This is a genomic window from Dyadobacter sp. HNCC25DJ183 (genome assembly GCF_056895175.1).
On the sequence record NZ_JBXHAP010000004.1, the window covers coordinates 194,802 to 221,785 of the forward strand.

At 49.9% G+C, this 26,984-nt stretch carries 19 protein-coding genes; 6 read left to right on the plus strand and 13 right to left on the minus strand.

Annotated features, from left to right (window positions below; all coding sequences use genetic code 11):
- The first annotated feature begins 2 nt into the window (after nucleotides 1-2).
- The 3 genes from AC1XTG_RS11385 (at nucleotide 3) to AC1XTG_RS11395 (ending at nucleotide 2,787) form a co-directional block, all read left to right on the plus strand.
- Nucleotides 3-2,099, plus strand: a complete 2,097-nt coding sequence (locus AC1XTG_RS11385; RefSeq protein ID WP_484842081.1) for a tetratricopeptide repeat-containing sensor histidine kinase — start codon at nucleotides 3-5, stop codon at nucleotides 2,097-2,099.
- Nucleotides 2,100-2,207: 108 nt separating this feature from the next.
- Nucleotides 2,208-2,390 (plus strand): hypothetical protein, encoded by a 183-nt coding sequence (locus AC1XTG_RS11390; protein WP_484842082.1) that lies wholly within the window; start codon nucleotides 2,208-2,210, stop codon nucleotides 2,388-2,390.
- A gap of 1 nt (nucleotide 2,391) precedes the next feature.
- Nucleotides 2,392-2,787 carry a hypothetical protein gene (locus AC1XTG_RS11395; protein WP_484842083.1) on the plus strand — a complete coding sequence of 132 codons (396 nt, stop codon included), beginning with the start codon at nucleotides 2,392-2,394 and terminating at the stop codon, nucleotides 2,785-2,787.
- A gap of 6 nt (nucleotides 2,788-2,793) precedes the next feature.
- Here AC1XTG_RS11395 and AC1XTG_RS11400 read toward each other — a convergent pair whose 3' ends face one another.
- From AC1XTG_RS11400 to AC1XTG_RS11425, 6 genes are read right to left on the minus strand one after another with little or no spacing between them, the layout of a single operon-like run.
- On the minus strand, nucleotides 2,794-3,234 hold the full coding sequence (locus tag AC1XTG_RS11400) for a hypothetical protein (protein WP_484842084.1): 441 nt from the start codon (nucleotides 3,232-3,234) through the stop codon (nucleotides 2,794-2,796).
- 11 nt (nucleotides 3,235-3,245) lie between these two features.
- Complete coding sequence (locus AC1XTG_RS11405) at nucleotides 3,246-5,267, minus strand: fibronectin type III domain-containing protein (RefSeq protein ID WP_484842085.1); 2,022 nt, start codon at nucleotides 5,265-5,267, stop codon at nucleotides 3,246-3,248.
- The gene (locus tag AC1XTG_RS11410) at nucleotides 5,264-7,387 is read right to left on the minus strand and encodes a fibronectin type III domain-containing protein (protein WP_484842086.1); all 2,124 of its coding nucleotides are present in this window, start codon (nucleotides 7,385-7,387) and stop codon (nucleotides 5,264-5,266) included. The genes AC1XTG_RS11405 and AC1XTG_RS11410 overlap by 4 nt, the downstream gene beginning before the upstream one ends.
- Nucleotides 7,388-7,391: 4 nt before the next feature.
- The gene (locus AC1XTG_RS11415; protein WP_484842087.1) at nucleotides 7,392-8,396 is read right to left on the minus strand and encodes a hypothetical protein; all 1,005 of its coding nucleotides are present in this window, start codon (nucleotides 8,394-8,396) and stop codon (nucleotides 7,392-7,394) included.
- A gap of 22 nt (nucleotides 8,397-8,418) precedes the next feature.
- Nucleotides 8,419-14,295 (minus strand): hypothetical protein, encoded by a 5,877-nt coding sequence (locus AC1XTG_RS11420; protein ID WP_484842088.1) that lies wholly within the window; start codon nucleotides 14,293-14,295, stop codon nucleotides 8,419-8,421.
- Nucleotides 14,255-15,949, minus strand: coding sequence for a hypothetical protein (locus AC1XTG_RS11425; RefSeq protein ID WP_484842089.1), 1,695 nt, complete (start codon nucleotides 15,947-15,949; stop codon nucleotides 14,255-14,257). Before AC1XTG_RS11425 ends, AC1XTG_RS11420 begins: the two co-directional genes overlap by 41 nt.
- A gap of 209 nt (nucleotides 15,950-16,158) precedes the next feature.
- On the opposite strand from AC1XTG_RS11425, the gene AC1XTG_RS11430 reads away from it, so the two are divergent.
- The 3 genes from AC1XTG_RS11430 to AC1XTG_RS11440 all read left to right on the plus strand — a co-directional run bounded on the left by AC1XTG_RS11430 (nucleotide 16,159) and on the right by AC1XTG_RS11440 (nucleotide 18,377).
- Complete coding sequence (locus AC1XTG_RS11430) at nucleotides 16,159-16,740, plus strand: HPP family protein (protein WP_310589183.1); 582 nt, start codon at nucleotides 16,159-16,161, stop codon at nucleotides 16,738-16,740.
- An 11-nt stretch (nucleotides 16,741-16,751) separates the two neighbouring features.
- Nucleotides 16,752-18,026 (plus strand): chloride channel protein, encoded by a 1,275-nt coding sequence (locus tag AC1XTG_RS11435; protein ID WP_484842090.1) that lies wholly within the window; start codon nucleotides 16,752-16,754, stop codon nucleotides 18,024-18,026.
- Between the two features lie 84 nt (nucleotides 18,027-18,110).
- Nucleotides 18,111-18,377, plus strand: a complete 267-nt coding sequence (locus tag AC1XTG_RS11440) for a SemiSWEET family sugar transporter (protein ID WP_484842091.1) — start codon at nucleotides 18,111-18,113, stop codon at nucleotides 18,375-18,377.
- Between the two features lie 8 nt (nucleotides 18,378-18,385).
- Here AC1XTG_RS11440 and AC1XTG_RS11445 read toward each other — a convergent pair whose 3' ends face one another.
- From AC1XTG_RS11445 to AC1XTG_RS11475, 7 genes are all read right to left on the minus strand, one after another.
- Entirely contained in the window at nucleotides 18,386-19,057 is a 672-nt protein-coding gene (locus tag AC1XTG_RS11445) for a LuxR C-terminal-related transcriptional regulator (RefSeq protein ID WP_484842092.1), read from the minus strand.
- A 398-nt stretch (nucleotides 19,058-19,455) separates the two neighbouring features.
- Nucleotides 19,456-19,953 carry a GNAT family N-acetyltransferase gene (locus AC1XTG_RS11450; protein ID WP_484842093.1) on the minus strand — a complete coding sequence of 166 codons (498 nt, stop codon included), beginning with the start codon at nucleotides 19,951-19,953 and terminating at the stop codon, nucleotides 19,456-19,458.
- Nucleotide 19,954: 1 nt separating this feature from the next.
- Nucleotides 19,955-21,178 (minus strand): RNA polymerase sigma factor, encoded by a 1,224-nt coding sequence (locus AC1XTG_RS11455; RefSeq protein WP_484842094.1) that lies wholly within the window; start codon nucleotides 21,176-21,178, stop codon nucleotides 19,955-19,957.
- A 200-nt stretch (nucleotides 21,179-21,378) separates the two neighbouring features.
- The gene (locus tag AC1XTG_RS11460) at nucleotides 21,379-21,720 is read right to left on the minus strand and encodes a YciI family protein (RefSeq protein WP_056282546.1); all 342 of its coding nucleotides are present in this window, start codon (nucleotides 21,718-21,720) and stop codon (nucleotides 21,379-21,381) included.
- 66 nt (nucleotides 21,721-21,786) lie between these two features.
- Entirely contained in the window at nucleotides 21,787-22,239 is a 453-nt protein-coding gene (locus AC1XTG_RS11465) for a carboxymuconolactone decarboxylase family protein (protein WP_056282543.1), read from the minus strand.
- Between the two features lie 139 nt (nucleotides 22,240-22,378).
- Nucleotides 22,379-23,878, minus strand: coding sequence for a RagB/SusD family nutrient uptake outer membrane protein (locus tag AC1XTG_RS11470; RefSeq protein ID WP_056282540.1), 1,500 nt, complete (start codon nucleotides 23,876-23,878; stop codon nucleotides 22,379-22,381).
- A 12-nt stretch (nucleotides 23,879-23,890) separates the two neighbouring features.
- Nucleotides 23,891-26,908: a SusC/RagA family TonB-linked outer membrane protein gene (locus AC1XTG_RS11475; RefSeq protein ID WP_484842095.1), complete on the minus strand. Its 3,018-nt coding sequence runs from the start codon at nucleotides 26,906-26,908 to the stop codon at nucleotides 23,891-23,893.
- Between the last annotated feature and the right edge of the window lie 76 nt (nucleotides 26,909-26,984).

Sequence of the window (26,984 nt, forward strand, 5' to 3'; positions counted from 1 at the left end):
CTATGAAGATACTGCTACGCGCCGTTATTTTTCTGGTATTCTCCACTTTCACGCTCCGGGCACAGGACCTCCCCGACCTGAGCAGGTACAAAACAACAACGCAGAAGCTTGAAGCACTGGCGGATATCTGCGACTCGCTGAACCGGACAGAAGGGTTTGAGCGGGAAAAGGTCATTGCCGGTTATGCATTGAAAATGGTACCGGCTAAAAACTGGTATTACCTGTCGCTCTTTAACTTCAATCTGGGTATTGCGTGGGAGTCGTCGAACTCCGATTCCAGCTTTTACTTTCACGAAAAATCACTGGAATATGCCAGGAAGGCCAATCACGCCCGCAGGATCAATATTTCCCTTGAAAGACTGCTCTTCAACTATACCAATACCGCAGGCAAGAAAAGACAAAGCGACGCGATTTTTAAAGAAATGCTGACCGTCATGGACTCCACCAGCGACGAACTTGTGAAAGCCAGCCTTGCAGCGACCATTGGCAACTATTACAGCATGCAAGGCGCGTACGAAACGCAGATTAAGTACTTGCTGAAAGCCATTGTGATCAAGAAAAAACTGATCGCCAATGGACGGATCAAAGACAGGGAGGCGGTAGTAATTGACCTGATGAACCTGGCAGAACTTTACATCAGTATGTCGCAGGGCGAAAAAGGGGTTATGTATTCCAAAGAAGCACGCAATTACATCACAGTTACACACCACTACCGAAACCATTATTACAAAGATATGACTGACGCGTACCTGCTGCTCAAACAGCCGGCCAACGCGCAAATCTATTTTGACAGCCTTACCTCCATGCTGGCCGGCAACACCGTCGCCACCAGGAGGAGTAATGTCATTGCAGCCGACCTTGCTTTCGCAGATTACTACCTTGGCAACAACCAACCCGACAGCGCCATGCGCTATGTGCGCGAAGCCAATGAGCTGGCGCCCAAATGGGCTTCTGAGTTCCTCAAATCGCAGGTTGATTATATCACGGGCACCGCCTATCTGGCCAGGAAAGAATATACCAAAGCACTTCCATTGCTGGAAGCCTCCGAGCCGCTTTGTCAGGAATCCGGCCGCGACGTATATGCAGGATTGTTGCAGGCACTTGCCCGTTGCTATGCGGCAACCGGTCAGTGGCAAAAGGCTTACACTTCCTACGAAAAATACGCCCCGCTCCGCGATTCCCTTTACATTGAATCAGCTAAAAAGAGCATTGCAGATGCCGAGGCGCAGTATCAGAACCAGGAAAAGCAGCAGCAGATCGAGATCAAAAACATACAGATAGATGATGCCAGAAAACAGCGCATCTGGCTGACAGCCGGAATTGCATTAATGGCCCTTTCGCTGGCTTTACTGGGCATTATTTACAGGAACAAGAAAAAGAATGCGGAGTTGCTGGACACTAAAAATCAACAGCTTAACAAACTCATTGAAGACCTGGAAGAAGCCAACAGGACAAAAGCCAAGCTTTTCAGTATCATCAGCCACGATCTGCGATCGCCGATCAGTCAGGTTTACCAGTTTTTGAAGTTGCAGCAGCTTAATCCGAACCTCCTGAACGAGACACAGAAGGCGGAACTGAGCGAAAAGATCCAGACTGCCACCGGGTCGCTGCTGGAAACCATGGAAGATCTGTTGTTATGGTCAAAAACGCAGATGAACCAGTTCAGAGCGGACATTCAACCGGTTGATCTGGCACAGCTTACGCAGCAATGTGTCCGGCTCTTGCAGCTGAATATTGAAGCAAAGCAACTCTCGGTCCAAAACCTCGTTCCTGAAAAAACGATACTTGATACGGACCCATATTACCTGCAGGCGATATTGCGTAACCTGCTGCAAAATGCCATTAAAGCTTCTGATGAAAACAGTACGATCCGGATTGAATGGACTGATAATCTATTATCTAAGTCCCTGTCGATTGAAAATTCCGGAACTCCATTCAGCCAGGAAGCATACCTTTCAATCATTTCGCAAAGTGAAAACGGACAGGGTTTAAACGGGCTGGGCCTCCGCCTGATCGACGAGCTATCCTCCAAAATCGGCTTACAAATTCATTTCGAAAACCCGAAAAGAGAACTGACAAGAGCGGTTATTACCGTTTGAAAAACGGTTGGTTGAAAATTGACGAAATTCAGAGAGCAATATGTAAGTTTGTGAACAACGTTCCGCTTGATAGAAAGTCATCTTTAAACACACCAAACTAAACTGTTTATGGTTTTCGAAATTATCATAGCGTTGATCCCGACAATCCTTTCACTGATCACGATCTTTTACAAATTCTTTGGCAAATCAGGCTCATACCTTGTCAAGCTGAAAAACAGTGACAAATGGGTTAAAGTAAATGATTTGGGCAGCAAAGAGGATTTGCGCAAATTAATGGAGACGGTTTCCTGATATGGAAGTCGCCAAGTCGCGCGGCAAGCCGGACCTGGAAGTTTTATTATCAGCCGCACTAGTAACATTAATCAATTTCTTTGTGCTGGATATTCCACTCAGGTCATTCGGTCTGTTGGTATCGCCTGCTCTTGCATTCTATGCTGCAATGCTCATCAATGACAAGTCGGACAGCATCAAACTAAGAAATCAGCAAAAAGTCTTCGAGTCAAATCTCGCAGATCAGATCAAAATGCTGGAAAATGAAAAATCATGTTGCTGTGAAACTGACAGAAAAAAAGAGATAGAAGACGAATTGCGACGGTATCGTAAAATGCGTTTTGAAAGTAATATTGAAAAGTTGCAATCAGTCAAACCTGATTATAAGCGGCTGATTAAAACGAAGAAGATTATCTGATTAACATCACTCCGGTATCAATTCGTATTCGTTGACAGTATTTCCGGTCTTGCGGCTTTCGTTCGTTCGTTTTAAAAGCAGCTGATTATCTGTTGGCGGTGCTGAAACATAAAACTCGATATTGCCACTTGTGACGCTTGGTGGAGGTGTCAGATTTTCCAGAATGAGGCGGCTGTTGTCTGTCGAAAGTGTCCAGGTACCAGTCAGCCTTCTCCCATCGAGATCCGTAAAAATCACCTGATCAGCGGCAGTCAGGTCAAGCCTGAAAAGTGCATAGCTCGGCCTCACATTGCCCGTAGCCCCCTCGGTGTAAACCAGCCTTCCATTCTCCTTTACAGTGCGGACTTTCCATATCTTCCCCACATTCACCGGCTCAACTTTCTTGGGTTGACAAGACCAGCACAATACGAAAAGTGCCCAAACGATCAATGCAGCGTATTTTTTCATAACTTTCACTTTTAATGCATTACAATTTTTTGCCTGACGGTCTTCTTCTCATTTAACTCAACCACCAGGATATAAATGCCCGTGGAAAACCCGCTCAGATCAGTCCGGGAGTTGGAAGCAGCAAGAAACCTGGCCCTCGATTTTCCCTGCAAGTCATAAATTGTTACCATAGCATGCGCCGATTTCCCAGAACGTACAAATAGTGTTTTTTCAAAAACATAGATCAGCTCCTCGCTGGCCGGTTCCACTGCGGTGATAATAGACGATGCGAAAATTTTGGCCACATTGCTATAACCCGAGCTACCAGCCGCATTGATCGCCTTGATGCGGTAGTAATAATCCTTTACGTCGAGAATTTCCCTGTCGGCAAACTGGATATTGGATGCAGCCTGCCGGCCAATCTGCCTGAACTCGCTCCCTGGTTTTTGTGAACGTTCGATTATTACCTCGGTGGCGTTTGCCGACAGTGGCGACCACCGCAGCTGCACCAGATCAAAATCAAGCGGTACCGCAGTCAGGTTCTCCGGTTTGTCAGGGATAGGCGCTTTGCCCGTTACAGCCTCCGCCACATTGCTGTACCCCGAAGCGCCGACTGCATTCACTGCACGAATGCGGTAATAGTATCGCGTCTGGGATTTCAAACCCTTATGCTGGAAATTTTTTACATTCTCACTCAGGTCGGCGAGTTTGGTAAAGCTGGTTCCATTGTCCGACCATTCGAGCTGAAAGCCCTTTTCATTACCCGACAAATCCTCCCAGGTCAGATCAATCTGCTGGTAGCTTACGGCAGTCGCATTTAACCGGCCCGGAGTTACGGGCACTACGTCCGGGGTTGTTGCGCTGGCTACATTGGAAAATCCTGAAATGCCCGAGTTGTTCCTGGAACGGACGCGGTACCAGTACTTGGTAGCAGGTTGCAAGTCCCTGTTTTCAAAAGTTGTCGCATTTTCATTCAGGTCTGCGATCTTCTGAAAATCGTTGCCGTTGCCGGAGCGTTCCAGTTCAAAGCCCGTTTCGTTATCTGACTGATCCTTCCATTGAAGGTTGATCTGGTTACTAGAAATGGTCGTGGCGGTGAGGTCAGCAGGCTTTGCAGGCGGAACGTCCAGGGTTGTAGCTTCCGCCACGTTTGAAAAACCGGAACTTCCATTCGCATTGAATGCACGAATCCGGTACCAATACCTGGTGCGTTTTGCCAGTCCATTGTCCTGATACGACGACTTACCACTGCCAATGTCCGTGAGTTTGCTGAATGCAGATCCGTCGGCAGACCGCTGTAACTCGAACCCGGTTTCATTATCAGAAACATCAGCCCAGGTCAGTTCAATGCTGCTTTCGGATACAGCTACCGCATTTAACCTGGCCGGGGCAGTCGGCACCAGCGATGCAATATCCGCGCAGGCAGTATTGGAATAGCCCGAAGGCCCGCTGTTGTTTACCGCCATAACCCGGTAGCAGTAAGTAGTCGCAGGCGACAGGTTGCGGTCTTCATAGGCAAGCGAGCGGCTATATTCCACGACGGCAATTTGCCTGAATGCAGTACCCTCTGTCATATTTGCTCTTTCAAGTATAAACCTGGTGCCGCCGCTATTGTTTCCATTCCACGTCAGGTTTACATTCAAACCGTTCACGCGCGCAATTAAATCGCCCGGTGATTGGGGCGGCGCTTCCGGCGTACTTGCCGACGCATCGTTGGAGTAGCGCGACTGCTGGCCCCGACTAATAGCCCGTACACGGTAATTATAGGTCGAAAGTGGCGAAACAGACCTGTCTTCATAGCTGGTCACATTCCTGTCCACGGTCGCAAGCAAGGTGAAATTGGTACCTAAACCCGGATCGCGATAAATCTCGAAACCTGATTCCTGATCCGCTGAATTGTCTTTCCAGGAAAGATTAACCCTGTTGTAAGCCACGCCCTCAGCTTTAAGCTCGGTAGGCGCCTGCAACAGAACCTGCGCTTTGGAAACCGTGAAGTCCAGCAGCAAACCAGGCAATGTCAACGCGACGTACAGAAAGTATCTCAGCTTTTTCATTTGATCTCAACTTCAACAGGTTTTGACAATCCGGACTCCATTCCATCCTGGTAAATCACACGCACCATATATTGCGCTCGCCCTTTCTGCGGACGTTTGTCGCGGTACTCACGGGTATCATACACCGAATCATAGCTCGCAATATCGTCCGCTGAACCTGCCTTGTAGATCACAAACCGGCAGTTCGGCACGCCATAGGTCCAGTAGAGCGAGACACTCTTATCGGGATTTACAAAAGCTTTTAGCCCGTCCACCGCAGCCGGCGTTACCTTCGGGGTTTTGATATTGAGCGGAAACGAGATATCAGATCGCAGCCCGCTGTCGTCAATTGCCACCAGCGCATAGCCGTAATCCGATCGGCCCTTGATTGACTGATCCGCATAGGAAGCCGCATTTTTATCCAGCCGCGCCACCTCCGTCCATCGCTCGGTAGCTTTTCCACGGCGCAGCACAATTTGCTCCGAAACATCTACGCTGCTGCTGGGCACCCAGGAAATCAGCACTGCTGTATCGCTGACCACATAGTTGCGCAGCACAGGCGCAACCGGCCTGATCACGTCGGGCCGCTTCAATTCGAGGATTTCAGAAGGTTCGCTGGGATTGTAGCTTTTGTCGTAAGCGATCACGCGGAAGTACTTTTTCGGTGTGAGCGCATTCAGTGTAGTTGTGTCGTTAAATGCGGGCAACGCGAGGTATCCATTGGTTTTTCCCGTAAAAACATGGTCGGGTGCATTGGCGGCAATTACCCGGTATCCATAAATGTCCGGCTCAGGATTTTTATCCCAAACAATGCGTACAAAGCCTGTTGTATCGATGTATCCCTGTAATCCTTTCGGTTTCGACGGCCCTTTCAGATCCTTGATCAGGCAGTAAACCGGCAGTCCGAGCCCTGCATTGCGCGCTGTGTCAATCGCCACAACCCGGTAGTAATTTGGTAAATGCGGCAGCGCGGTTGTATCGAGGAATTCGCGTGCATTGCTGGTCAGCGGCCTGGTGGTCAGTGGCGTAAATGGCCCGTCCATACTCATTCCCTTGGCAACCACAAACCCGCCCAGGTCTTTCGGTTGATCCGGATAATCCCAGCTTACTTTGACCAGAGTTCCCTGCACATGTTTCGCATGGAGCTTTGCGACTGTCGGCGGAGGTGTCCTGTCCAGCGAAGAGGCCGTGATGATTTCCGAAGGTACCAGCTCTCCAAATGGGGTTATCCCCAGAATGCGGTATTTGTAAGGACGGTAATTCTGCGGAACCGAATCGGAATACTGTATCGCGTCGTCCAGCGAAGAGGTAGGCGCCTGCATCCACGGGCGTTTGGTCAGCCTGCGAAATTTCTTGCCGCCATCGTCAGACCGTTCAACAAAGTAGGACGAGAATGCATTTTCAGCCATTTTCCGGTTCCACTTCAAATGCACGATATGCTCGCCTGACGACGTTTTGACGGGCAGCATGCGCGCCTGCTCGTTACTTTTATCATTCATTACCGTAGTACCGGCGGGGTCTACGGGATAAAGCCGCTGGTCGGTTAATGGGACGATGTAGTAAATGTAGCTTGCACCTTTTACCACTTTCTTGTCAACCCACCCCAACGCCATTCCGCGTGCATTGCGTGGATTTACATCCGCCAGGATCAGCGAGAGCATCATCCGCAAGTCATTCTGATTTTGCTGATCCAGGATTTTGTCGAGTGTAATCACTTCGCTTGCGCCAATAGGCGTGTTGGTACCATTAACCAGCTGCGAGCAGGCGGCCGCAAGCGTATCGTTTTTACCTGCATGCTGCTGCCACTCCGCCGAAGTCCACGGCTGAACCGTCACCTGCCAGTCAAGCTGCAACTTCTTATTCTCATTAAAACTGCGTCTTGTGAGCAGATAACCGCTTTTCAATGCCTGGCGGAACAATGCAGCGTGGTTAGGTGCCCAGCGGATCACCACCGAATCGCCGAAAGCTTTCGCCATTAAACCCACCCGGTAGCGTCGCGGCATGGTCGTGTCCGCCGATGCTGGTTTGGCCGCTACAGCTTTGGTTGTATTTTTCTTTTGGGCAAAACCTGCTAAATGAAGCAGCGTAAGCAGCAGGCTCAGCGCGAGGATCTGAAAACAACTTTTATAATGCTTTTCCATTGATTCATTTGTTAAAAACTGAGGCAGACCGCAGCTTGTTGGCAAAAATGAAACTGTATGCAAGGCCCGACGGGCATTGATTGTCTTTGTCGTAAAATTTGTAGAGGCTGTTGTCTTGGGTAGCAGCTTGCAGGCCTGCCACTTTCATCACATAGATGTGAAAAACCGCTTCGCGATTCCTGTATTCAGTAAGTGGCTGGTACAGGAAATTGCTTTTGGCACTCCATAGGAGGCTGGTCAGCTTGCTCTCATTTTTTATCGTGTTGATCTTGCTGTTTGCAATGATCACAGACAGCGCGCAGTTACATCTGGCAGCAAAGCTGGACAGCATGGAGAGCGATTTGTGAAAATCCCCGAAATCCAGGTGAGGCGCAACCCGCTTTGCAATCTGGGCGAGGTGCTCTTCCCAATAGTCCTGCGTTTCGCTTTCCGGCGGGTATGTTTCATTGGCAAGCTGGGCCAGTACTTCCAGTCTGAGCATGTCGCGCGCTCCCTTAGCTTTGAATGCATCCATATTCTCTGATATCAGCACCAGCTGATTGGCGATCTGCATGGCGATGATGTTGCGGAACGCCTTTCCTTCATAAATCTCATCATTTAGTTCCAGGAAGGTCGGAACGTAGGGCGCGATGTAGTTATCGTAAGCTATCCGCACCGGGCGGGACATATAGGTTACTCCATATTCCCGGGGTGAGCCGCTTCCGTAAATTTCCATGTCCAGTTTCTCCTCTGCATGGTTGTCCAGAGCCACCGATTTTCCGTTACCAACGGGCTTCTGGTTGGCAACAGAGAAGGAATTTGACTGTTCAAAATCAGTGGGTGAATTGGCGAGAGAAGTCATTTCTTCCACTGTTAGATTTACCTCATTACTTGTGTTCACCTGCTTTGCCACAAGCTTTCCAGGTGCATTTGCAGCTTTTGTATCAATCTTTACCTGTGCAAATACCTGCTGGCAATAAATTATGCAGATTATGAGGCTAAATTTTCTAACGATGTTCAATTTGTTCATGATCAGCTTAGTTATAGCGCGACTATTTATTCTTCTTTTTCTCAGAAGGGATCAGTTTCATGATATCTTCGTTTTTATAGGGCTTCTGAATGTCTTCGTACTCGTTATTGAAACTTGCCATAGATCGCTGGAATGTACTGATCGCATCAGTTGCTGCCGGGAACGGTTTTGACTTGCCTGCTTCATCATAAAAATATCCTGGCATCAATCCGATCAGCTCAGCAACGGGCACAGCAATATCCTTGAACCAGAAGCTCGACGGATCTGCTTTCAGCAGCAGCAGCGGCGGCCGCACATTGTCCCCGCCCAGGTATTCCGTAGACAGTTCGTAGCTGTCATATCCTTCCGGCGAGACCATTTTTGTGGTCAATGCATCCACCATTTTGGCCCAGGGCGACGATTCACTTTGCGGGAAGCTAGATGCGGCCAGCTTTTCTGCAAGCGTGTTAAACTGGCTTGTCTTGAAGTAGTATCTGTACATTTTCATTTCCAGACTTTTCCCGAATGCAGCCTCCTCTTTTTGCTTTTTCACCACATTGGGATCTTCCTTGATGCTGAAACTTCCTGTATTATATAGCTTCTCGGTAGCAGTATTGATCTTGTAAGAAGTGCCGTACGTGTTGGCTATTGCCTCGTATGCATCCTCGGATATCTCAGTGTACTGATCATAATGATTGTCGTATTTCGAGTTCACTGCAAAACCGTCCGGACTACCTACGCCCGGTATTCCGGCCTTGTAATTTGCTTTTAGAAGCTGTTGTTCAGCCGACTTGAAACCCTGTGAATTAACTGCTTTGTAGATGTTGGCAGCCACGATCTTTTTCGCAGTCTCTTTCGCCTTTTGCACAGCGGCAAACTGTGTTTTTACAAAATTCGGCTTGGGTATCCGTACGAGCTCAAACCTGTAAAGCATCCTGTTTTTGATCCTTGCGGGTAGATTATAATCCACCCTGTCCCCTTTGAAAACGGCGTCGGTGAGCAGTACTGCTGCTGTGTTGTTATCCGCAAAGCTGGTACCTTCCAGAGGTGTGAAACGGGCTTTGAGGTCAAAGTTTTCGTCCGAGTTGAGGTTGCTCATGCAGCAGCTCATATTGGTTTTCAGCTTGATGAACGTGGGCGCATTCTCTCCTTTCATGAAATAGCGCTGTCCCTCGTATGGATAAGATGTGGTGATCGCGTCGTCGGTACCGCTGCCTTTTGATAAAACCGAAATGCAAGGCCCTGTTTTGAATGTAACTGTCTCCTTTTGCTCCACATGCTGGCTTTTGAATACATAAGGCACCATTTTCCCCTTGTCCCTGATATGTACCTGCAGGTCCAGCGATATTTCGTAAGTCGAATTGGGCAGCAGTGCGTTATAGCGGTAATAAGTCGCATTATAGTTGGGATCGCCGTCCTCATTTCGACCGTAGCTGAGCCGCCCTGAATTGTCCGCCATGCAGGCCGCGTATTGCGGGTCGACCTTGGTGGCTTTGGTGCTGAATCCGTTGAGGTAAACCAGCTGGAACTCACGGTGCAGGATAGACTGGTTTTGTGTGCCTTTCGTTACTGTCCCCTGTGTTCCCGCCTCCACTTGCTGCCCTTCCGGAATCTCGATATCAATGATCAGGTCGCTTTCTACCGGGTAGTTAAACTCGGCATAGTATGGCGAGAGGATAGAAACCTCTTCATCTGTTCCCGACGGCCCGAGCGACGCGATGAGCGGCTGCCCCGCAAAAGGGTTTGGCGGTGCAAAAGTCGGCTCGCATCGTTGTCCCTTGTTGTACCAGAAATCCAGGTTGACCCTACCTTTGACCAAACCACCCAGCACCCGGTAACGCAGCAGCACGTGCCCGTTGAGCCAGATCGGGTTCACCATTCCGCCCCGCAGCAATGCCGCCGCTTCCAGCTCCACAACCGTAAACGTGCCTTCATATACCCAGGTATCAATGTCGAGATCGAGTGCGAAGTGCATGTAAGCATAAATCTGTCCCATTGCGTACCAGCCGTTTAAGCCAGGCGTCACGCCGTTGCATTGCTCGTTTGTTTGGGTCAATGCAAGATCATAACCTACCGCTCCGTCATAGCGCAGGTGAAAAGGCCCCACACCGAAGTCCGCATCCATGCTGTATCCCGAGCCGAATGCAACCATAGGAGCATTGGTTTTGAAAACCTGACTGGCTGTTCCTTTGTAGCCCAGTTCGGAGAGGATACCGGGCCGGTTGTGAAACCCGTAAGGTGCAGGAGGCAGCTGGGTACCTGTCGGATTGTAGTTACCCAGCATGAAATAGGAGCCGAAGGTAAACTTGGCAAGACTTGCGATATCTATCGTCAGGTCTACCCTGTCGCCCGGAACGCCCATTGTCACAAACCAGTTGCCCGAATTTCCATCCACATACAGGCGGGTAGATTCTGCCGCCGCTGAAATGCTTACGCCGGGCAGGTTATAGCTGGCACCCAGACTGAGTTGCGCATCAAAAACCTTGTTCTGGAAATCGAAGCTCATATCACCGGTACCTTTCGCGAAAGAAGCCTCTTTGGTATGCCCCAAAAGCCAGGCATCAACGTGGTAAGAAAGACTTCCCATTCCGCCGCCTTCGGTGATCTCCAACCCGATTGTACCTTCCATGGTAAGTACATCGGGCGCAGTCAGGCCGACGCCCATTAATGCTTCAAAGCCAAACTCTGTTGCATCATCAGGCACATAGGTAACTGTTCCGTCTTTGGCGACCTGCCTGGCTGCATTGGAATACAACCCTCCCCCAAAGCTGCGCAGCGACAGCGGGAGTGGCGGCGCAAGCGGGATACCTGCCCCGCCGATCGTGATTTTCCCGCCTACATACCAGTACCTGAACCCGCCTGAACCCGGGAGCGTTTTTCCGAAGCGGGCTGCCACTTTCCCGCCCAGCAAGCCCGTAACCGTCATTTCCACATCGCCCGCCAGTCCGTTGCCGTAAACTTGCTGATTTTCGTAGAAAGCCAGCTTACCCTTTACCGCCACCGGCCCGAGTACCGCATCGATAGAGACAGAATCCGCTGTTACCTTGTCAAAAGCCCAATTGGGGCGGCCGCTTGCAAGACCTGTTTTGAAGAAAACCGTGACGCCTGCGCTGGCTGTCAGCGGAGAACCGGATTGTCCCGTAAGATCAATCCCCCCGATGAACTTGAAGCCAAACCGCTGCGGATCGCCGGGATCCGTAGCAATCCCTGCCGATTCCAGGGTGAGCGGGAAATCGTCTGCCATTTTCTGAGGTGAAGCAAAACCCAGCTTAAAGTCTTTTACATCAAAATAGGGCGCTTTGGTGCTCAGTACCATTCCCTCAAACTTGGCAGCCGGTATTGTAAAATAAGTGGCATCGATATTCAAACTTCCGCTGAGCTGCGCCCGCGCCTCTACACCCTGATTGCTGGTGTAAGTAGCAGTTACGGAGCTGTTAGTCAGGCTTAGCTGCGCCCGCCAGATATCCACGTTCATCTCGTTAGTCGGCTTTGCAACAAACTGAACAGAAATCCCGCCTGCCTGCTCATCCTTGGAAAGTGTGCATTCATAAGGAATCTGCGACGCGACTTTGGCCGAATCATTGAAAATTGGCAGCACCAGTTTCCCGCTCATTGTTGAGCTTTGAAATGCGCTTTTGAGAAAACTGAGGGATAGCTCGTCAATGGAGTAATACCAGCTGGCCAGCGATCCGTCACCTATGTCCAGGATGTTCTCGACAAATGCTTTCCCCGAAAACCCGTTGTTGTCGGAGATCATATTCTTTACGCCGACCGTAAGCTGCTGCCCGTCCGCGCGCTTCACAAAAGGGGGCAGTTCAAGATCTATTTCGGGGAAATACAATCCCTGCCAGATGTTTACCTCGGCGGGCGACAGGTAGCCTTCCGGCAAAACGGCCGGGGTATTTGTTTCGGAATGGTCGTAAATGGCGGGTTTGCCCGGCTGCATTGAAAATTTGAAGTCCGATAACCCGGCCACGTAGAATTTAGGAAAGGAAAGTTGCGCAGTCCAGTTCTGGAAATTCACCAATCCTGCATTGACGCTAATCTCTGCCTGTCCGTTTGTTTGCGCGTCTACCAGCCCCGGCGGGGTCAGCAAACCATGCACGCGCATTTGTTTAAACCCGTTTTCATCAAAAACCACATGTGTCACTACGATGGTATCCGGTCCGGCAAACGGGCCCTGCATAGGGGCGCCTTCCGCTCCTTTTAATGCAAGGAATGGAGAAAGCTGCATCTTGTCGGCAAGGTAGAGGATACCCTCTCCGCAGGGCTTCTCGGGTGTAAAGCACATATTGTAGCCGCTCAGCGGAATGCCCGACACCATCGCATTGGCCGTTTTCACCCAGGTATTCGCATCAAAAAATGCCTGATGCGGCATAAAGGTCATATTGGTAATGGCGATCACGGTATTGACCGGTCCGAAGCTTTTATCAATGCCCAGCGGCAGTTCAAAGCCTACACTTTTGGCAGAGTTGCTGAGGGAGGATACCAGCTGATCTTTGGCAGTCGCGAAAAAGTTACTGAGGTTCTGCATGGTAGCAGGCGACATTTCCAGGGCAGGCATTTCTGGCTTATCGAAATCTGGTGTAAAGCCGGGCGCACCATCTTTATAAATAGCCCGCACGAACCCGCCGATCACTTGTCCGCCCGCATTGCATTGCACATCAAAAAGGTTGACACGCAGCTTGACGTAGCTGTTGTTGATCATCGGCACAGGTATCATGCCTGTCCCCGACAGCTTGCCATCCTGTTCCTTCACATTGGCCAGCAGCTCCATTTGGAAACCCGCTATGGTCGCCTTCCTGGATTTCAATGCCTGGCTGTTATCTACCTGATCCTTTTCATTAACAGGCACTTTGCAGGCACAATTCGCGGGCATTTTGTAAGCGTACATCGTCTTCTTGCCGCTCGTGGTGTCCATTGCATCGCCCAGCCCCGGTATGGTCGAAAAAGGAGTCTGGGCTACCTCAATGCCCGGTATGCTCCCGATCGGAAGTTTACCGTACGTGAAAGCCTGCACCGGACTTTTCCCCTCATTCAGGATATTGAAGCGCGTATTGAGCGGCACAGCCTGTACCTGCCACGCATACCGTTTTCCCACCTGCAAAGGCGGATGCTGCGGACCATACAGGAATGTGGTTGTTTTCAGGTTTTTCACCTCAATACCCGATTTTGGTAAAACCACGGCATCAATGAAAACATTAGGGTCTGCGCCGGTTTGGGGCAGCTCGATGATCCGCAGGGTATATTCCACCTGATTGGGCAGGATACCCACCGGCGCTGTCCAGGTAAAAAGCTGGGTTTGCGGGGTATTGCTGTTTACCTCCGCATCTGCCATCGGGGCAATGAGGATAGGCGGCTCGATCACTCGGACCGGGATAAGCCCGCTGCATCCCATCGGAAACTCAGCGGATAACGGGCGCGTGGTAGCATTGTCAAAGGCCTGCACACAAAGCTGGTAACTCCCTTCCGGCAGAGGCAGTCCGCGGTACAGCAGGTTCTTGTCCATTCCCTGTACCTCTATCTGGTTCAGGTCAAACAAGCCTTCCAGCTCGGCGCGGGTCAATGCTCGGTTCACGTCCGTGGGCAGGAGTTGCAACGGGCGAATGGGCCGGTAGTTGGCAGAAGTCCGGATCACTACCCCGTTATCGCCCTCCAGCTTACCGAGCAGGCGCACATTGAGCGGAGTTCTCGACAAGTTGGAAATAAAGATCTGCACGCGGTTGCCGGTTCCGGGGTAGTCCTGAATGTAGGGACTGTACGGCGGCAGTACGCTGGTGGTGATACGAACCAGATTTTGCGCGGATGCCGCGAACGTAAACAGCAGCATAGCCACGCTCAGGGCCATTATCGAAACGCCTTTATGAAATCTGCCAGTGTTAGAATGAAATTCCATATCCGATATTTCCTCTGAATTCATTGAATTTTTCCGTTTGAATGCCCGTATTGGAGTTCAGGTAATTGAACATCAGGCTCAGGCTTTGCTTCCTGGCGAGCTGGTAACCTGCATTCGCCGAGGCTGTGAGTACCTTTCCGGTTTGCCCAAGCTGCTGGTTGATGAGGTAAGAGAAATTGGCTGAGGTAGTCAGCTTCTTTTTCAAAAAAGCATAATTGGTACCTAGTGTCGGCCCATAGAATTTCACCTTCTGGTTTCCATCTGCGGGTAACAGGGCAGGCAGGCTGGTTTGCGTGTAGGAGAGCATCAGGTTTGCACCAAAGCCACTTTGATTCTGTTGAAAGAAATAGCTGAGGTTCAGGTTCTGATTATTGTTTTCGGTCTGGTTTGAAGTGGCTTCATTCAGGTCCGAAAGCTGCTGGTGGGCGACTGTAAATGTAAAAACGTGTGAAAGGTCCTTGTTGAAAATGGAGTAGCGTGTGTTTAGTGTAGCCGACAGGTTGTTCTGCGCAATCCGCAAGGTGTCGATCAGCGGTCTCAATCCTGCTTTCTGACTTAGCCCGTAGTTGGACAGCGATATATCCAGTCCAAATACCGGGTCGGGATTAAAGGACGCCATGAATGAGCCGACAGACCTGCCGGTACCTGCATTCTTGTTTTTGGCAAGATTATCGAACTGCGTACCATAGCTGCCCGCGATCCGCGCCTTCCCTTTCAGTAAATTGAGCGCCGCATTGACCGTATAGCTTTCGATATCACTCTGGAAATAGTAAGCGCCCATTGTCTGGAAATTCGGATCAATGCGCTTGTACTGAAACTTCACTGACCCCCATTTATCCTGATACCCCAGCCCGGCCTGCGCTGCCTGCGTGAGCTGGGTGGAAAGCCGCGGTGTGATCATTTTCCCGAAGATGCGGACGAGCGGGTTCTTCCCTTCTGCCTGCACTTCGGTGGCGTACATATCCCGTGTGTAGGAACTTGCCGCAGCGTCCAGCTCAACGGTAATGTGTTTGATCAGCAACAACCTCGAAGTAACCCCTACCACAAGGTTCTCCGCAGGGACGATCTGTTTTTCAGGTGTTGTTTGAATACCCGGAATGGAAGTCGTGTCGTCCTGGGCACGCAGCACAACCAGGTCTACAAAATTGGTGGGCTTGCCATAGCCAAGCTTGAAAGCGTAGCCGGTTCTCTTGAATGAGGGAATTGCGTCAGGATCGGCGATATCCGTCGAGCTGGCCCGGTTGAACCTCCCGTAAACAGCCCCAAACCGCAGCAGACCCGGGTTCAGCTCCACGCCGCCACCCAGAAAAGTATGTCCGGCTAATGTAAAAGGCGAAAAGCTGACGTTCCGGTATCCTGCGTGGATCGTGGCCCATTTGTAAGTGGGGCTTACCCCAAACTGGTTGAAAGGCTGCCGGAAGCTTGCACCCTGGTTACCCAGCACGGCTGAAAAAGGCAGACTGACACCGCCAGGCAATGTAACCGTCACAGCGCCGCTCAGGCCGAAAGGAGTAGCCTGGTTGCGGACCGCGATACCGTTCGGCGTGTAAAAGCCCGCGTAGGCATTCAGACCGCCGGATACCTTTACCAGGCCGGGCTTTTTTGCCTCTGTCTGCGCCAGCGCATTTGTCGAAATTGACAGTACCAATAAAAACAGCAGGTAACGTTTTTCCATCATCGCACACAGCAATTATTTGTGTATGTCGAAAATAGATCTGTTGCTTACCTGAAATGACAGCTAATCGATGAATGGAGGCTGATAATCGGTGAACGTAAATTGCAAGCCGCTTACTCAAACTCCACAGCCCGGCGGAGATTTTCCTGGCAGCCGGGAACCGTATAGTTCACATTAACATTATAATTTAGTAGTTCAATCAGGAACAAACATTGAGAAAGCATTTAAGAAAGCACATGCGCATGGCGCGCTACGTGATTTACAAGGAGACACTGGTCGATTTCAAAGACCATTTCTGGACATTTCTGGGATCATTCAGCGGTATCGCGCTGATCGGTTTTTTCAACAATAACATGTTTAGCGCTTCCGACAGCGTTTTCCTCATCGGATCTTTCGGCGCATCCTCGGTTTTGATCTACGGTATTGTCAACAGTCCGCTCGCACAGCCTCGGAATGTGATCGGCGGCCACCTGATCTGCGCATTGGTGGGCGTTACCGTGCACAAGCTTATCCCCGGGAACATCTGGCTGGCATCTGCATTTGCTGTGTCGGTCTCAATTGTGTTTATGCAAATTACCCGCACGCTGCACCCGCCCGGAGGAGCTACTGCGTTGATCGCCAACATCGGCTCCGAAAAAATTACGTCACTGGGCTATAAATATGTGCTCAGCCCTGTTCTTTCGGGTGTGCTGATCCTTTTGCTGGTGGCGATTTTTGTCAATAATATGGCGCCAAACCGCCACTATCCTAAAAACAAACATTGGTACAAGATCTGGAAACGGAGGTACCGGTGAACACCACTGTTATGAAACTAAGTGCATATCAAAACAAGAAAGTCCGTCGCGTATCGGCAGTAATCCTCGCAGCTGCGGTAACCGGGCTGCTTTCCGCACTCGTAGCCGACACGCTGAAAGTAATCACAGAACATTACGAAGAGCTTTTCCTCGAAAGCATTGTCCACAACAAATTGCTGATCCTGATCCTGCCTTTCGCAGGTCTGGCGACAATTTATATACTGAGACGGTTTTTGTTCCACAACAAAACCAATAAGGGGATCAAAGAAGTAATGGACACGATCAACAAGGATGCGCACATGCTGCCTTCTTACAAGATCCCGTCCCATTATTTCAATGGATTTCTCACCGTCATTTTCGGCGGCTCTACGGGGATTGAAGTCTCTACGGTTGTTTCCACAGCAGCCATCGGTGCACTCTCTTCAAGGAAAGCGAGGTTTTTGAAAAAGTACCGGACAGACCTGATCTGCGCCGGCCTGGCAGCAGGACTGACTGCCCTCTTCAATGCACCATTTGCAGGTTTTTTGTTTGCATACGAAGTCTTCACCAAACGAAGGAGCAAGCTGCACCACCTGAGTGTGGCGACCGCGATACTTACCGCCTGGCTGCTGACGCATTTCTGGTTTTACAAACCCTTGTTTGACTTCAAAATCACCGGCTGGCAGCTGAAAGCGATTCCTTATATGCTGTTACTGGCGGTACTCGCAGGATTCAGCGCAGCTTATCTGACCAAATGCGTGCTTCTGGCGAAGAAGCTTTTCGCTTCCATTGAGCACGATATACTTCGGATCGTACTGGGTTCGCTGGTGATTTCTGCCCTTATTTTCATGTTCCCCAGTCTTTACGGAGAAGGTTACTCCGGAATAAAACAGGCGATTGCAGCGGCCCCTCAGCATTCGCTGGCTTTGCTGCTGCCGCTTCTGATCGTGCTGCTCCTCAAACCGGTTGCGACTTCGGTTACACTGGGTGCAGGCGGCGATGGTGGCGTTTTTGCCCCAAGCCTGTTCATAGGTGCATTCCTTGGATTGCTGGTCTGCAATGCATTAAACCATTACTTCGGATTGGGATTGATCCCGGTCAATTTTGTTGTGATAGGAATGGCGGCGGTGCTCAGCGGCAGCATTCATGCACCATTTACTGCCATTTTCCTCGCCTGCGCCATTTCAGAGAGCTACGTCCTGTTTCTTCCGATTGTCGTCGCCTGCCTTGTGGCCCGTTGGGTAGCCGCGCGTTTGATCCCCTATTCTGTTTATACCTACCAGCCGGGGATGCAAATCATTAAATAACTTTCAGGCACATACGTAAAGCTCTCAGCGCCTCTCGGCACAATTTTTATCAGCACCTGCGCCAAACATTCAGCGACAGGGATTATGGATTTTATCGAGATACTCGGGTTAGTAGCGGGGATATGCACCTCTTCTGCGGTATTGCCGCAGCTGATCACCACCATCAAAAAGAAGAAAGCCAATGAAGTTTCAACAATGATGTTCATTGTGATGCTTACCGGTAATGCATTGTGGATTTACTATGGAGTCGACAAAAAGGATATCCCTATTATCGCTACAAATGCATTTACCATTATCCTGAACGTGATCATGCTGTTCCTGAAATACAGGTACAAGGATTCAAACAGTTGAAATACTACCTACACGACCTTGCGGTTTGCCGAAAGTTCAAAGAGCCTGGCCGACAGTTCACGGTGGTCTTTGATGTTGAGTTTGCGAAAAATGGAAGATTTACAGATACTAACGCGCCCCGGCGTAATGTTGAAGCGGCGTGCGATTTCGGTCACCCTCAGCCCGCGCGACAGTTCACGCGCAATCTCGAATTCCTTGGCTGTGAGCGGGAATTCTTCCGATTTCAGGTTCAGGGTTATTTCGGATCCCGGCATGAAATGCCAGAGTATCTTCTGCACTGCTTCCTGGCAGATATACGGCTGCCCGTTCGCAACACTTTCTACGCATCGTACCAGTTCCAGCAGGTCCGTTTCCTTGAAAACAAAGCCCGCAGCCCCTTTGTACAGGTATTCAAGACCGGTGCGAAACTCGGAACTGTCGCAAAAAATGACAAGTTGTTTGGGATCAATCGAATATTCCCGCTGCAACTTTTCGAAAATACCCGGAAATGCAGATCGCGGATTGACAGAAAGGATAAATACATCCGCAGGCTCTCGCCGCGTTGCCGGCTTTTCTCCGGGGTACCATATTTCTGCGGTGGCGGGTTGTTCTGTACCTAAGCTCTTTTCTAAAAAAAACTTCAATCCCCTGGCAGTTACAGGGTGATCTTCTAAAATCAAAATCTTCACTTTGTCAATCATAAATAACCACTTCGCAACATCCGTGCCGGGCTGTGTGAACAGTTCTGTAAAAGGAGCTCGTTAAAATACGCGTTTCATTGGTTTTGCGCGTGTGTAAAGTAAGGCATAAACCTGCTTTTTGTGCTGCCTGGTGGCAAACTTAACATTGCTACTTTCATACTTATCCCAACATTTACGATCAACAGCTCAGATTGGATTACCATCTCATCAAATTCCGGCCTTGAAAACTTGTTTCGTGTTCTCACTTTCGACGATCAGGATCATAGCCTATGGACCTTAACACCTGAAAAACTCACCCAAGCTTTCAGAGCAAAAGGTGGTTTGGCTATAAATCAAAAAATGCCCCGGAAGCAGCAAATCAGCTTTCCGGGGCATTTTTCTCCTTGCTATCTTTCACTTCAAATGCGAAGGATATAATCGTGACGGGTACCGCCGGCATCAACAATCTCCCGGAAGAATACGAAGCCCTGTTTGGTAAGTACCTTCACGGAAGAATGGTTTTCAGGGCTCACCAGCGCGATCAATTCCGGCACATTGCCCAGCTGCTTTGCATAGCTGACCATTGTGCGCGTAATTTCCGTTGCATACCCTTTTCCCCAGAATGCAGGAAAGAGCGCGTACCCTATTTCGCTAAGGTTTGTTTCAAAAGGGACAATTTTAGCCAGACCGGTGAACGTGCCGGTTTCCTTCTCGAAAACAGCCAGGAAACCAAAGTGATGCAGACCACGGTCCGCATTCAGCGCGACCTGAAAACGTGCTTTCGCCTGCTCTTCATTGAGCGCGGCACCCGTGATATATTGCATTACATCCTGCTGCGAAACCAGTCGGAAATAATCGGTAAAATGTTCCTGTGTAAATTTCTCGTAGCTCAAACGTTCGGATTCCAGACGTACCATTTTATAGAAAAAGTTTTTCAATATTCTTTTTAATAATTTGCTGATCCGACGCGGAAACAGCCATTTCAAGTGCCTTTTGAAAATGGGCCAGCGCTTTTTCATTATCCAAGCCAGTATATAGGTGGCCGAGTAACGAATAGTAGAAATGACTGCCGGTGAGTCCAAGCTTTTCTGCCTCTGCAATTGCCTGCTCCTTGCCTCTTGCTTTCGACACCGCAAATGTCCGGTTTAGTGCTGCAATGGGCGAATATTCGAGGATCAGCAAGTTGTTATAAAGTTGCAGGATACGCTCCCACTTCTCGCTGGTATCTTCCTTTTGAGTATGCCAGAATGCAATGCCGGCTTCCAGATGGTACCTGGAAACTTCCTCGCCTGTGGATGCTTTGATCAGGAAATCCTTGCCCAGACTGATCAGCTGCTGGTCCCAGCGCGCCTCGTCCTGATCTTCATACAACACCATTTCACCATTATCGCCGACACGGGCATCAAAACGGGACGCGTGAAAGCACATCAGCGATAGCAGCGCATTAACAGCCGGCTTGTTGGTGGCCTCATTGCCAAGCAGCAGAGAGGCCAGCCGCATTGCCTCGGCGCACAGGTCTTTCCTGAGCACCGTGTCCTGGCTTTCGGAATAGTAACCCTCCGAAAAAAGCAAATACAAAGTCGTGAGTACGGGATCAAGGCGGTTGTTGATTTCCGACAGAGTAGGCTGCTCAATGCGTATGCGGGCTTCTTTCAGCTTCTCTTTTGCGCGGTTGAGCCTTTTGTAAACGACTGTTTTATTCGTTAAAAATGCGTCAGCGATTTCCTGTACACCAAAACCGCACAGCAGGCTCAGCGCCAGCGATACCTGCGACTCGGTGGAAATAGCAGGGTTACAAACCGCGAAGATCATAGCCAGCTGGCTATCGGAAATGTTCTTTCCCGACAGATCAATGTCAATCTCTTCTGAAACTTCCGAGGTATACCTGATCTCGGGTGCCAGCTTTTTCTCAAACAATGCATTCCGTTTGAGGTAGTTCCTGGTCTTGTTCTTCGCCACGGTGTAAAGCCAGCCAGTCGGGTTATCGGGCACGCCGTGCAGACTCCAGTGCTCCGTAGCCGCCAGAAAAGTATCACTCACAATATCCTCCGCAATCTCTACGTGCTCAATCCCGAACAAATAACAGAGTACCCCAACAATGTTGCGGTACTCTGTGCGAAAGAGGTTTGGAAGAAGGGTCAATGATTGAATAAGTGAATGAGTGAATGAATGAGCCGCCGTGGAACGGTTAGTGAGTTGCGGTGGAACTGAGATACAAGCTTTTCACCCTGAGCGCACCGAGCCGCCGGGCGGTCGAAGGGATTGCGTGTCGCTCCTCCCTTCGACTCCGCTCAGGGTGACAAGACTTCCTCCTTCCTCCTTCCTCCCTTTCCTCCTTTCCACTACCCCAGCGCCATCCTGACTTCCACTGACGCGCCCCATTCAAGGATCGGGCAGCCTTTGGCTATTTCCACTGCTTCTTCATAATTCTCTGCACGGATCAGGAACAGACCGCCGATCGATTCTTTGATCTCGGCGTAAGGCCCGTTTGTAACCGTGCTGTTTTTGGTAACTACCCGCCCGTCAAGGTCCCAGCGCTTTGGAGGAGCTACCAGCTTATTCTGGGCGGCAATGCTGCCGATCCAATCCTGAAACGGTTTGATAGCGGCTTGCATTTGCTCTGGTGACGGACTCGCGTCCTTGCTTTTCAGGTCACGGTGAATTGCGATCAGAAATTCGTTCATCTTGGTTTCTATTTGAATATTTTGAATGATCTGGAATGTTTAAAAAGCTGCAATTAAGTGCATTTATCAACCAAACTGCCCGACCTGGTAACTGCCGGGCGTGCTCGGAAATGCAATATTAATGCGGTTCCAGGTGTTGATGCTTGTCACCACCATAGTCAGGTCGATGAGCTCCTCGTCCGAGAACTGCTGCTTCACGTCTGCATAAAGCGCATCGGGCACTTCGCATCTGGTAACTGCCTCTGCCCACGCGAATGCGGCTCTTTCGCGCTCAGTATAGTAAGGCGCTTCACGCCACGCGCTCAGTCCGTAGAGCCGCTGTTCGGTCTCGCCTTTGGCCCGCGCATCTTTGTAATGCATATCCAGGCAGTATGCGCACTGGTTGATCTGCGATACGCGGAACACCACCAGTTCCCGCAAAGGCAATTCTATTGCCGACTTATGCAAGTAGCTGCCCATACCAAAAAGCACCTTCGCCGCATTTTTTCCTTTTTCCTGAAAATTAAGTCTTGGTTCCATTTGTAAAGTTTGAATGTTTAAAAGCCAATGACAACCGGCTTTTCAGAATTGGACAAGTCTGTAAAAAAATTTTTGCACAAAAAAACAGCAGACAGAAATCCTGCCTGCTGTCCGCACTACTTAAACAGAATATAATGGGTTATGGGTTTTGGATCAGGTTTTTGTTCTGATCGATTTCGTTCTGAGGAATGAAAAACACAACCCTCGGATCTGTCGGCTGGATGGTCTGCCTTACATCCGTGGTAGGTGTATTGTTCTGTGAGTGGGTACCCGGATAGTTACGTATCATCGGGCGTCCGTTGCGGAACAGGTCGTAGATCCGGTGACCTTCAAATGCAAGTTCCAGGAAACGCTCTTCCAAAACCACGTCCAGGATGGTCTTACCAGCAGAAGCCACATTCGCAGTGGTATACAATGAAGTTCCCGACAGCCCCGCGCGGGTACGGATCAGGTTTACATCGGCTAGTGCAGCAGCAGTGTTACCCAGCTTCGCATTTGCCTCTGCGCGCACCAGGTAAATATCTGCCAGACGCAGGTATACCGGCGACGATGCATTGATCACATTGTCCTGCAAAGTGTACTTGTTAATGTAGTACATCGGCGTGGCGGGAGTCAGCTTTTTGTTGGTTTGCAGCTGTCCGTTCAATACATAAGGGGTGATAAACGATTTTCTAAGATCCTCGGGATGCTGCGCCAGGAAGTCAATGTATTTCTGAGAAGCATACAACTCTGCCCAGCCGCTCACACCCTGCGCAAGCGGAGCGCCTGACCGGTCGGAACTGATATACATACTGCTGATCTCCGCGATCTGAACACTGGTATGGCGCACTGCGAAGATCGTCTCCGTGTTATTTTCTGGAACAACCTTGAAATAGCTCGGATAATTGGACGAAGAAAGCAATGAATACCGGCCGCTGTCAATCACCAGGTTCGCGTATTTTAAAGCATTTGCATTGTCGCCTTTAAACAGATACACCTTCGACAGCAATGCGTAAGCAACTTCCTTTGACGCGTAAATATTCGACTTCTTCACCGTCATCAGGTCAGCCGCTGCAAGCAAATCGCTGATCACGAAATCGTATACTTCCTTCACCGAAGATCTCGGCAGTTTGGTAGCTTCCTCATCGCTCAGGCCGTCGCGCAGAATGGGGATACCCGGGTTATTTCCACTCTCCTGCGGATAAGGTCGTCCAAACATCCGCACCATATTGAAATGCGCCATCGCACGCAGGTAAAGGTTTTCACCTTTGAGCTGCTTCAGCTCGGTAGAAGCGTCATTTGAGACAAAGCCGATTACCTTGTTGGTAGCCGCGATGATCTTGTAACACTGACTCCAGTAGTTGGTTGCGTGCGTCGACGTATTGATGTGGGTATACCGGTACACGCGGGTAAAATCATTTCCGGAAATCTGTCCCTGGGCGATTTCGTCGCTCGGGTACTCCATCATAATGTGGCCGCTGTATACATAGTTTGATTTGTTCAAAAATGCATAGGTACCAATCGTCACAGTCTGCACGTCCGACTCGTTGGCCAGCGCAGTTGTTTCATCAATGTTGGTGGTAGGATCAAAATATTGTTCGCAGGATAGCATCGACACCAATCCGAGTGCCAGTACCAGTTTTGATTTTATAAATTTCATATCTGCTGAATTTTACAATGTGAAATTGACACCGAAGAGCAGCTTGCGGCTGATCGGGTATTTAATGCTGGAGTTACCCGGGGTATCCTCAAAAGAGAAGGAAGCCTCAGGGTCCGGACCGGTGAATTTGGTACCTGTCCAAAGGTTATCCGCGCTCACGAAAATGTTGGCACGTGCAAATCCGATGCGCTTGATTGCGTCAACAGGGATATTGTAACCTACACGAACGTTCCGCAGGCGGATGTAGCTTCCGTCTTCCAGGTAGCGTGTTGAAGACTGGTTGGAATCCTTGTTACCACCTACGATCGGTTTCGGGTGTGTGGCAACATCCCCCGGTTTCTCCCAGCGTGACCAGCCTTTCGCCAGGATCATCTGGTTGTAGCTTTCATACAAACCATCGTTGTCAAAGTAGGCGCGGCTTTCATTATACACCCAGTTACCATACACGAAGTTGAAGAATGCAGAGAATGTAAATCCTTTGTAACCCAATGTGTTGGTCAAACCGCCGGTAAATTTCGGGTTTGTAGACTTACCTGTAAACTGGCGCGACTGCGCTGTTTGCACGGAACTGTATGAATTGGTAAGTTCTTTCGTCACATTACCATTTGCATCCGTTACAATTTTCTCCCATTGCGGATCGCCGTTTTCAGGGTTCACACCTGCCCAAACCGGCAGATTAAACTCTCCCATATCGTGGCCTGCTGCCAGTGGTAAACGGTTACCCGGACGGAAAGTCGCTGCACCACCGCTCAGTTCAAGGATCTTGTTGCGGTTCAATGCCATATTGAAGTTCGTTTCCCACGTAAGCTCCTTGCCGCTCAGGTTATTGGAAGTCAGGCTGAATTCAACTCCCCTGTTGCGTACAGAACCTGCATTGACCCAAACATAGCTGTAACCCGTCGTAGCAGTCAGTGGCTTTTGGTAAAGCAGGTCTTCGGATTTTTTGTTATAGAGATCAACCGTCAGGTCAATGCGGTTGAACAGACTAATGTCAAAACCGAGGTTGGACGCACGGATTTTCTCCCAGGTCAGGTCGGGATTACCCTTTTGAAAAGGCTGTGCGCCTGGCACACCGGCATAGCTGGCAGATTGGGAAATGGTGTAAAGTCCCAAAGATGCAAAGTTCGGGATAGCTGCATTACCTACTGTTCCGTGGCTCAGACGAAGTTTTGCGAAAGAAAGCACCTTGTTGTTTTTGAGGAAATTCTCATTGCTCAAAACCCACGAAGCGCCCAGCTGGAAGAAGTTGGCAGATGAATTGTTTTTACCAAACAAAGAAGAAAACTCATTCACCAGCGATCCAACCAGGAAGTAGCGATTATCGTAGTTGTAATCGGCCTGACCCAGGAACTTGCGGAATGCAACCTGTTCATTGTAGCTGGTCGGCGAAACGAGAATGTCCGTCGCTACCGAAAGTACATCCTGCCCTGCCGGCAAACCCTTGCCCGATACCGTATTGTATTCTGCAAAAGAAGTTTCCGCTTCGGCTACTCCCAGCAAAGTGAGATTGTGCTTCCCGAATTCCTCTGAGTAACGAATGCGGTTAGACGTCAGCAGGCGGTAGTTGTTGTTGTTATTGTTGTAAAGCTCACCTCCATTGGCGCCTCCCTGCTTGGTACGGCGGTCGTAATAAGTGGCGCCGGAGCCGTTTCCGAAGTTCGCTCGGTTGTAGCTGGACAATGTGATTTTGTCAGTCAGATCGTAATCGAGGTTAACATCAAGACTCGTTCTCAGGCTCTTTGCTTTTGCAAAGTTGTACTGGATCGAATGCAGGAAGTTCTCACGGTCGCGGCCCAGCCAGTTCGGATACGAGCGTCCGTCTGTCGGAGCGCCGCTTTCGTACGCTGGGTCAAACGGCAGGTTGGTGTACGCATCGTACAAGGTATTGCTGTTCTGATAGTTGTCCCTGGTGTACTGTGCATTGAATAGCACCGCGGCAGTCAGCTTGTTCGTGAGCTGCGAGCGGAGGTTTGTACGGAAGTTATAGCCCGTTTTATCATTTTCAATCACTGTGCCCTGCTCTTTGTAGTAGTTACCAGACACATAGAAAGTTGTTTTATCCGAACCTCCCGAAAGCGAGACATTGTGGTTGTTCACAAAAGCAGTGCGGAATGCTTCATTCCACCAGTTCGTGTTGTTTTTCAGAACTGACGGGTCACGCGGGTTGAAAGTACTCTGGAAATCGTACAGTTCCTGTGCGTCCATCAGGCGGAAATTCCCTGTTGTCGCCTCTGACCAGCCGAATGTATTATTGAAGTTGATCTCAGTTTTCCCTGCCTTACCCATTTTCGTATTGACGATAATAACCCCGTTTGCAGCACGTGAACCGTACAAACCGGTAGCCGCCACGTCTTTCAAAACGGTTACATTCTCCACGTCCACCGGGTTATAGCTACCGTCAATGTTCCCGTCGACCACGTAAAGCGGCGAGCTGCTGGCCGAGATTGTTCCCGACCCGCGGATTACCACCCTCGCAGGACTGGTCGGGTCACCTGAGTTGGTGGAAACGACCACACCCGGCGCCTTTCCCTGCAACAGGTTCGGCAGTTCGTTGGAAGTTACGTCGCGCAGCTTCTGACTGCTGATGGTAGATACCGAGCTCGACAGGTACCTTACTTTTTTGGCTGAATAACCCACAACCACCACTTCGTCCAGCCCTTTTGCGTCTGATTCGAGAACGACATCAAGGTTTGTAGCGCCTTCTACCACCACTTCCCTCGTGGTATAGCCGATGAAGCTGAATGTAAGCGTAGTTCCAGGATTGGTGAGATTAATGCTAAATGCGCCATCGATATCGGTGGTGGTACCTTTGGTAGTACCTTTTTCAACGATGCTTACACCGGGCAGTGCCTCGCCTTCGGCAGAAGTTACTTTTCCGGTCACCGTATACTCGGCGCGTTTTGATGCTGTAGCTGCCAGCTTGCCGGTGCGCAGGCCAGGATTGGCAGCTTCGGCAGGTTCCAGTCCCATGTACAGCGACAATGCTGCAATGACAGGGATCCTGAATAAATTTTTGTATCGATCTTTCATAACCGAAATGGGTTGGTGAGTGTGAAGATTTTAAGAGTTTAGCTAAATAACAGGTGCATTATCCCGGAACGGGCAC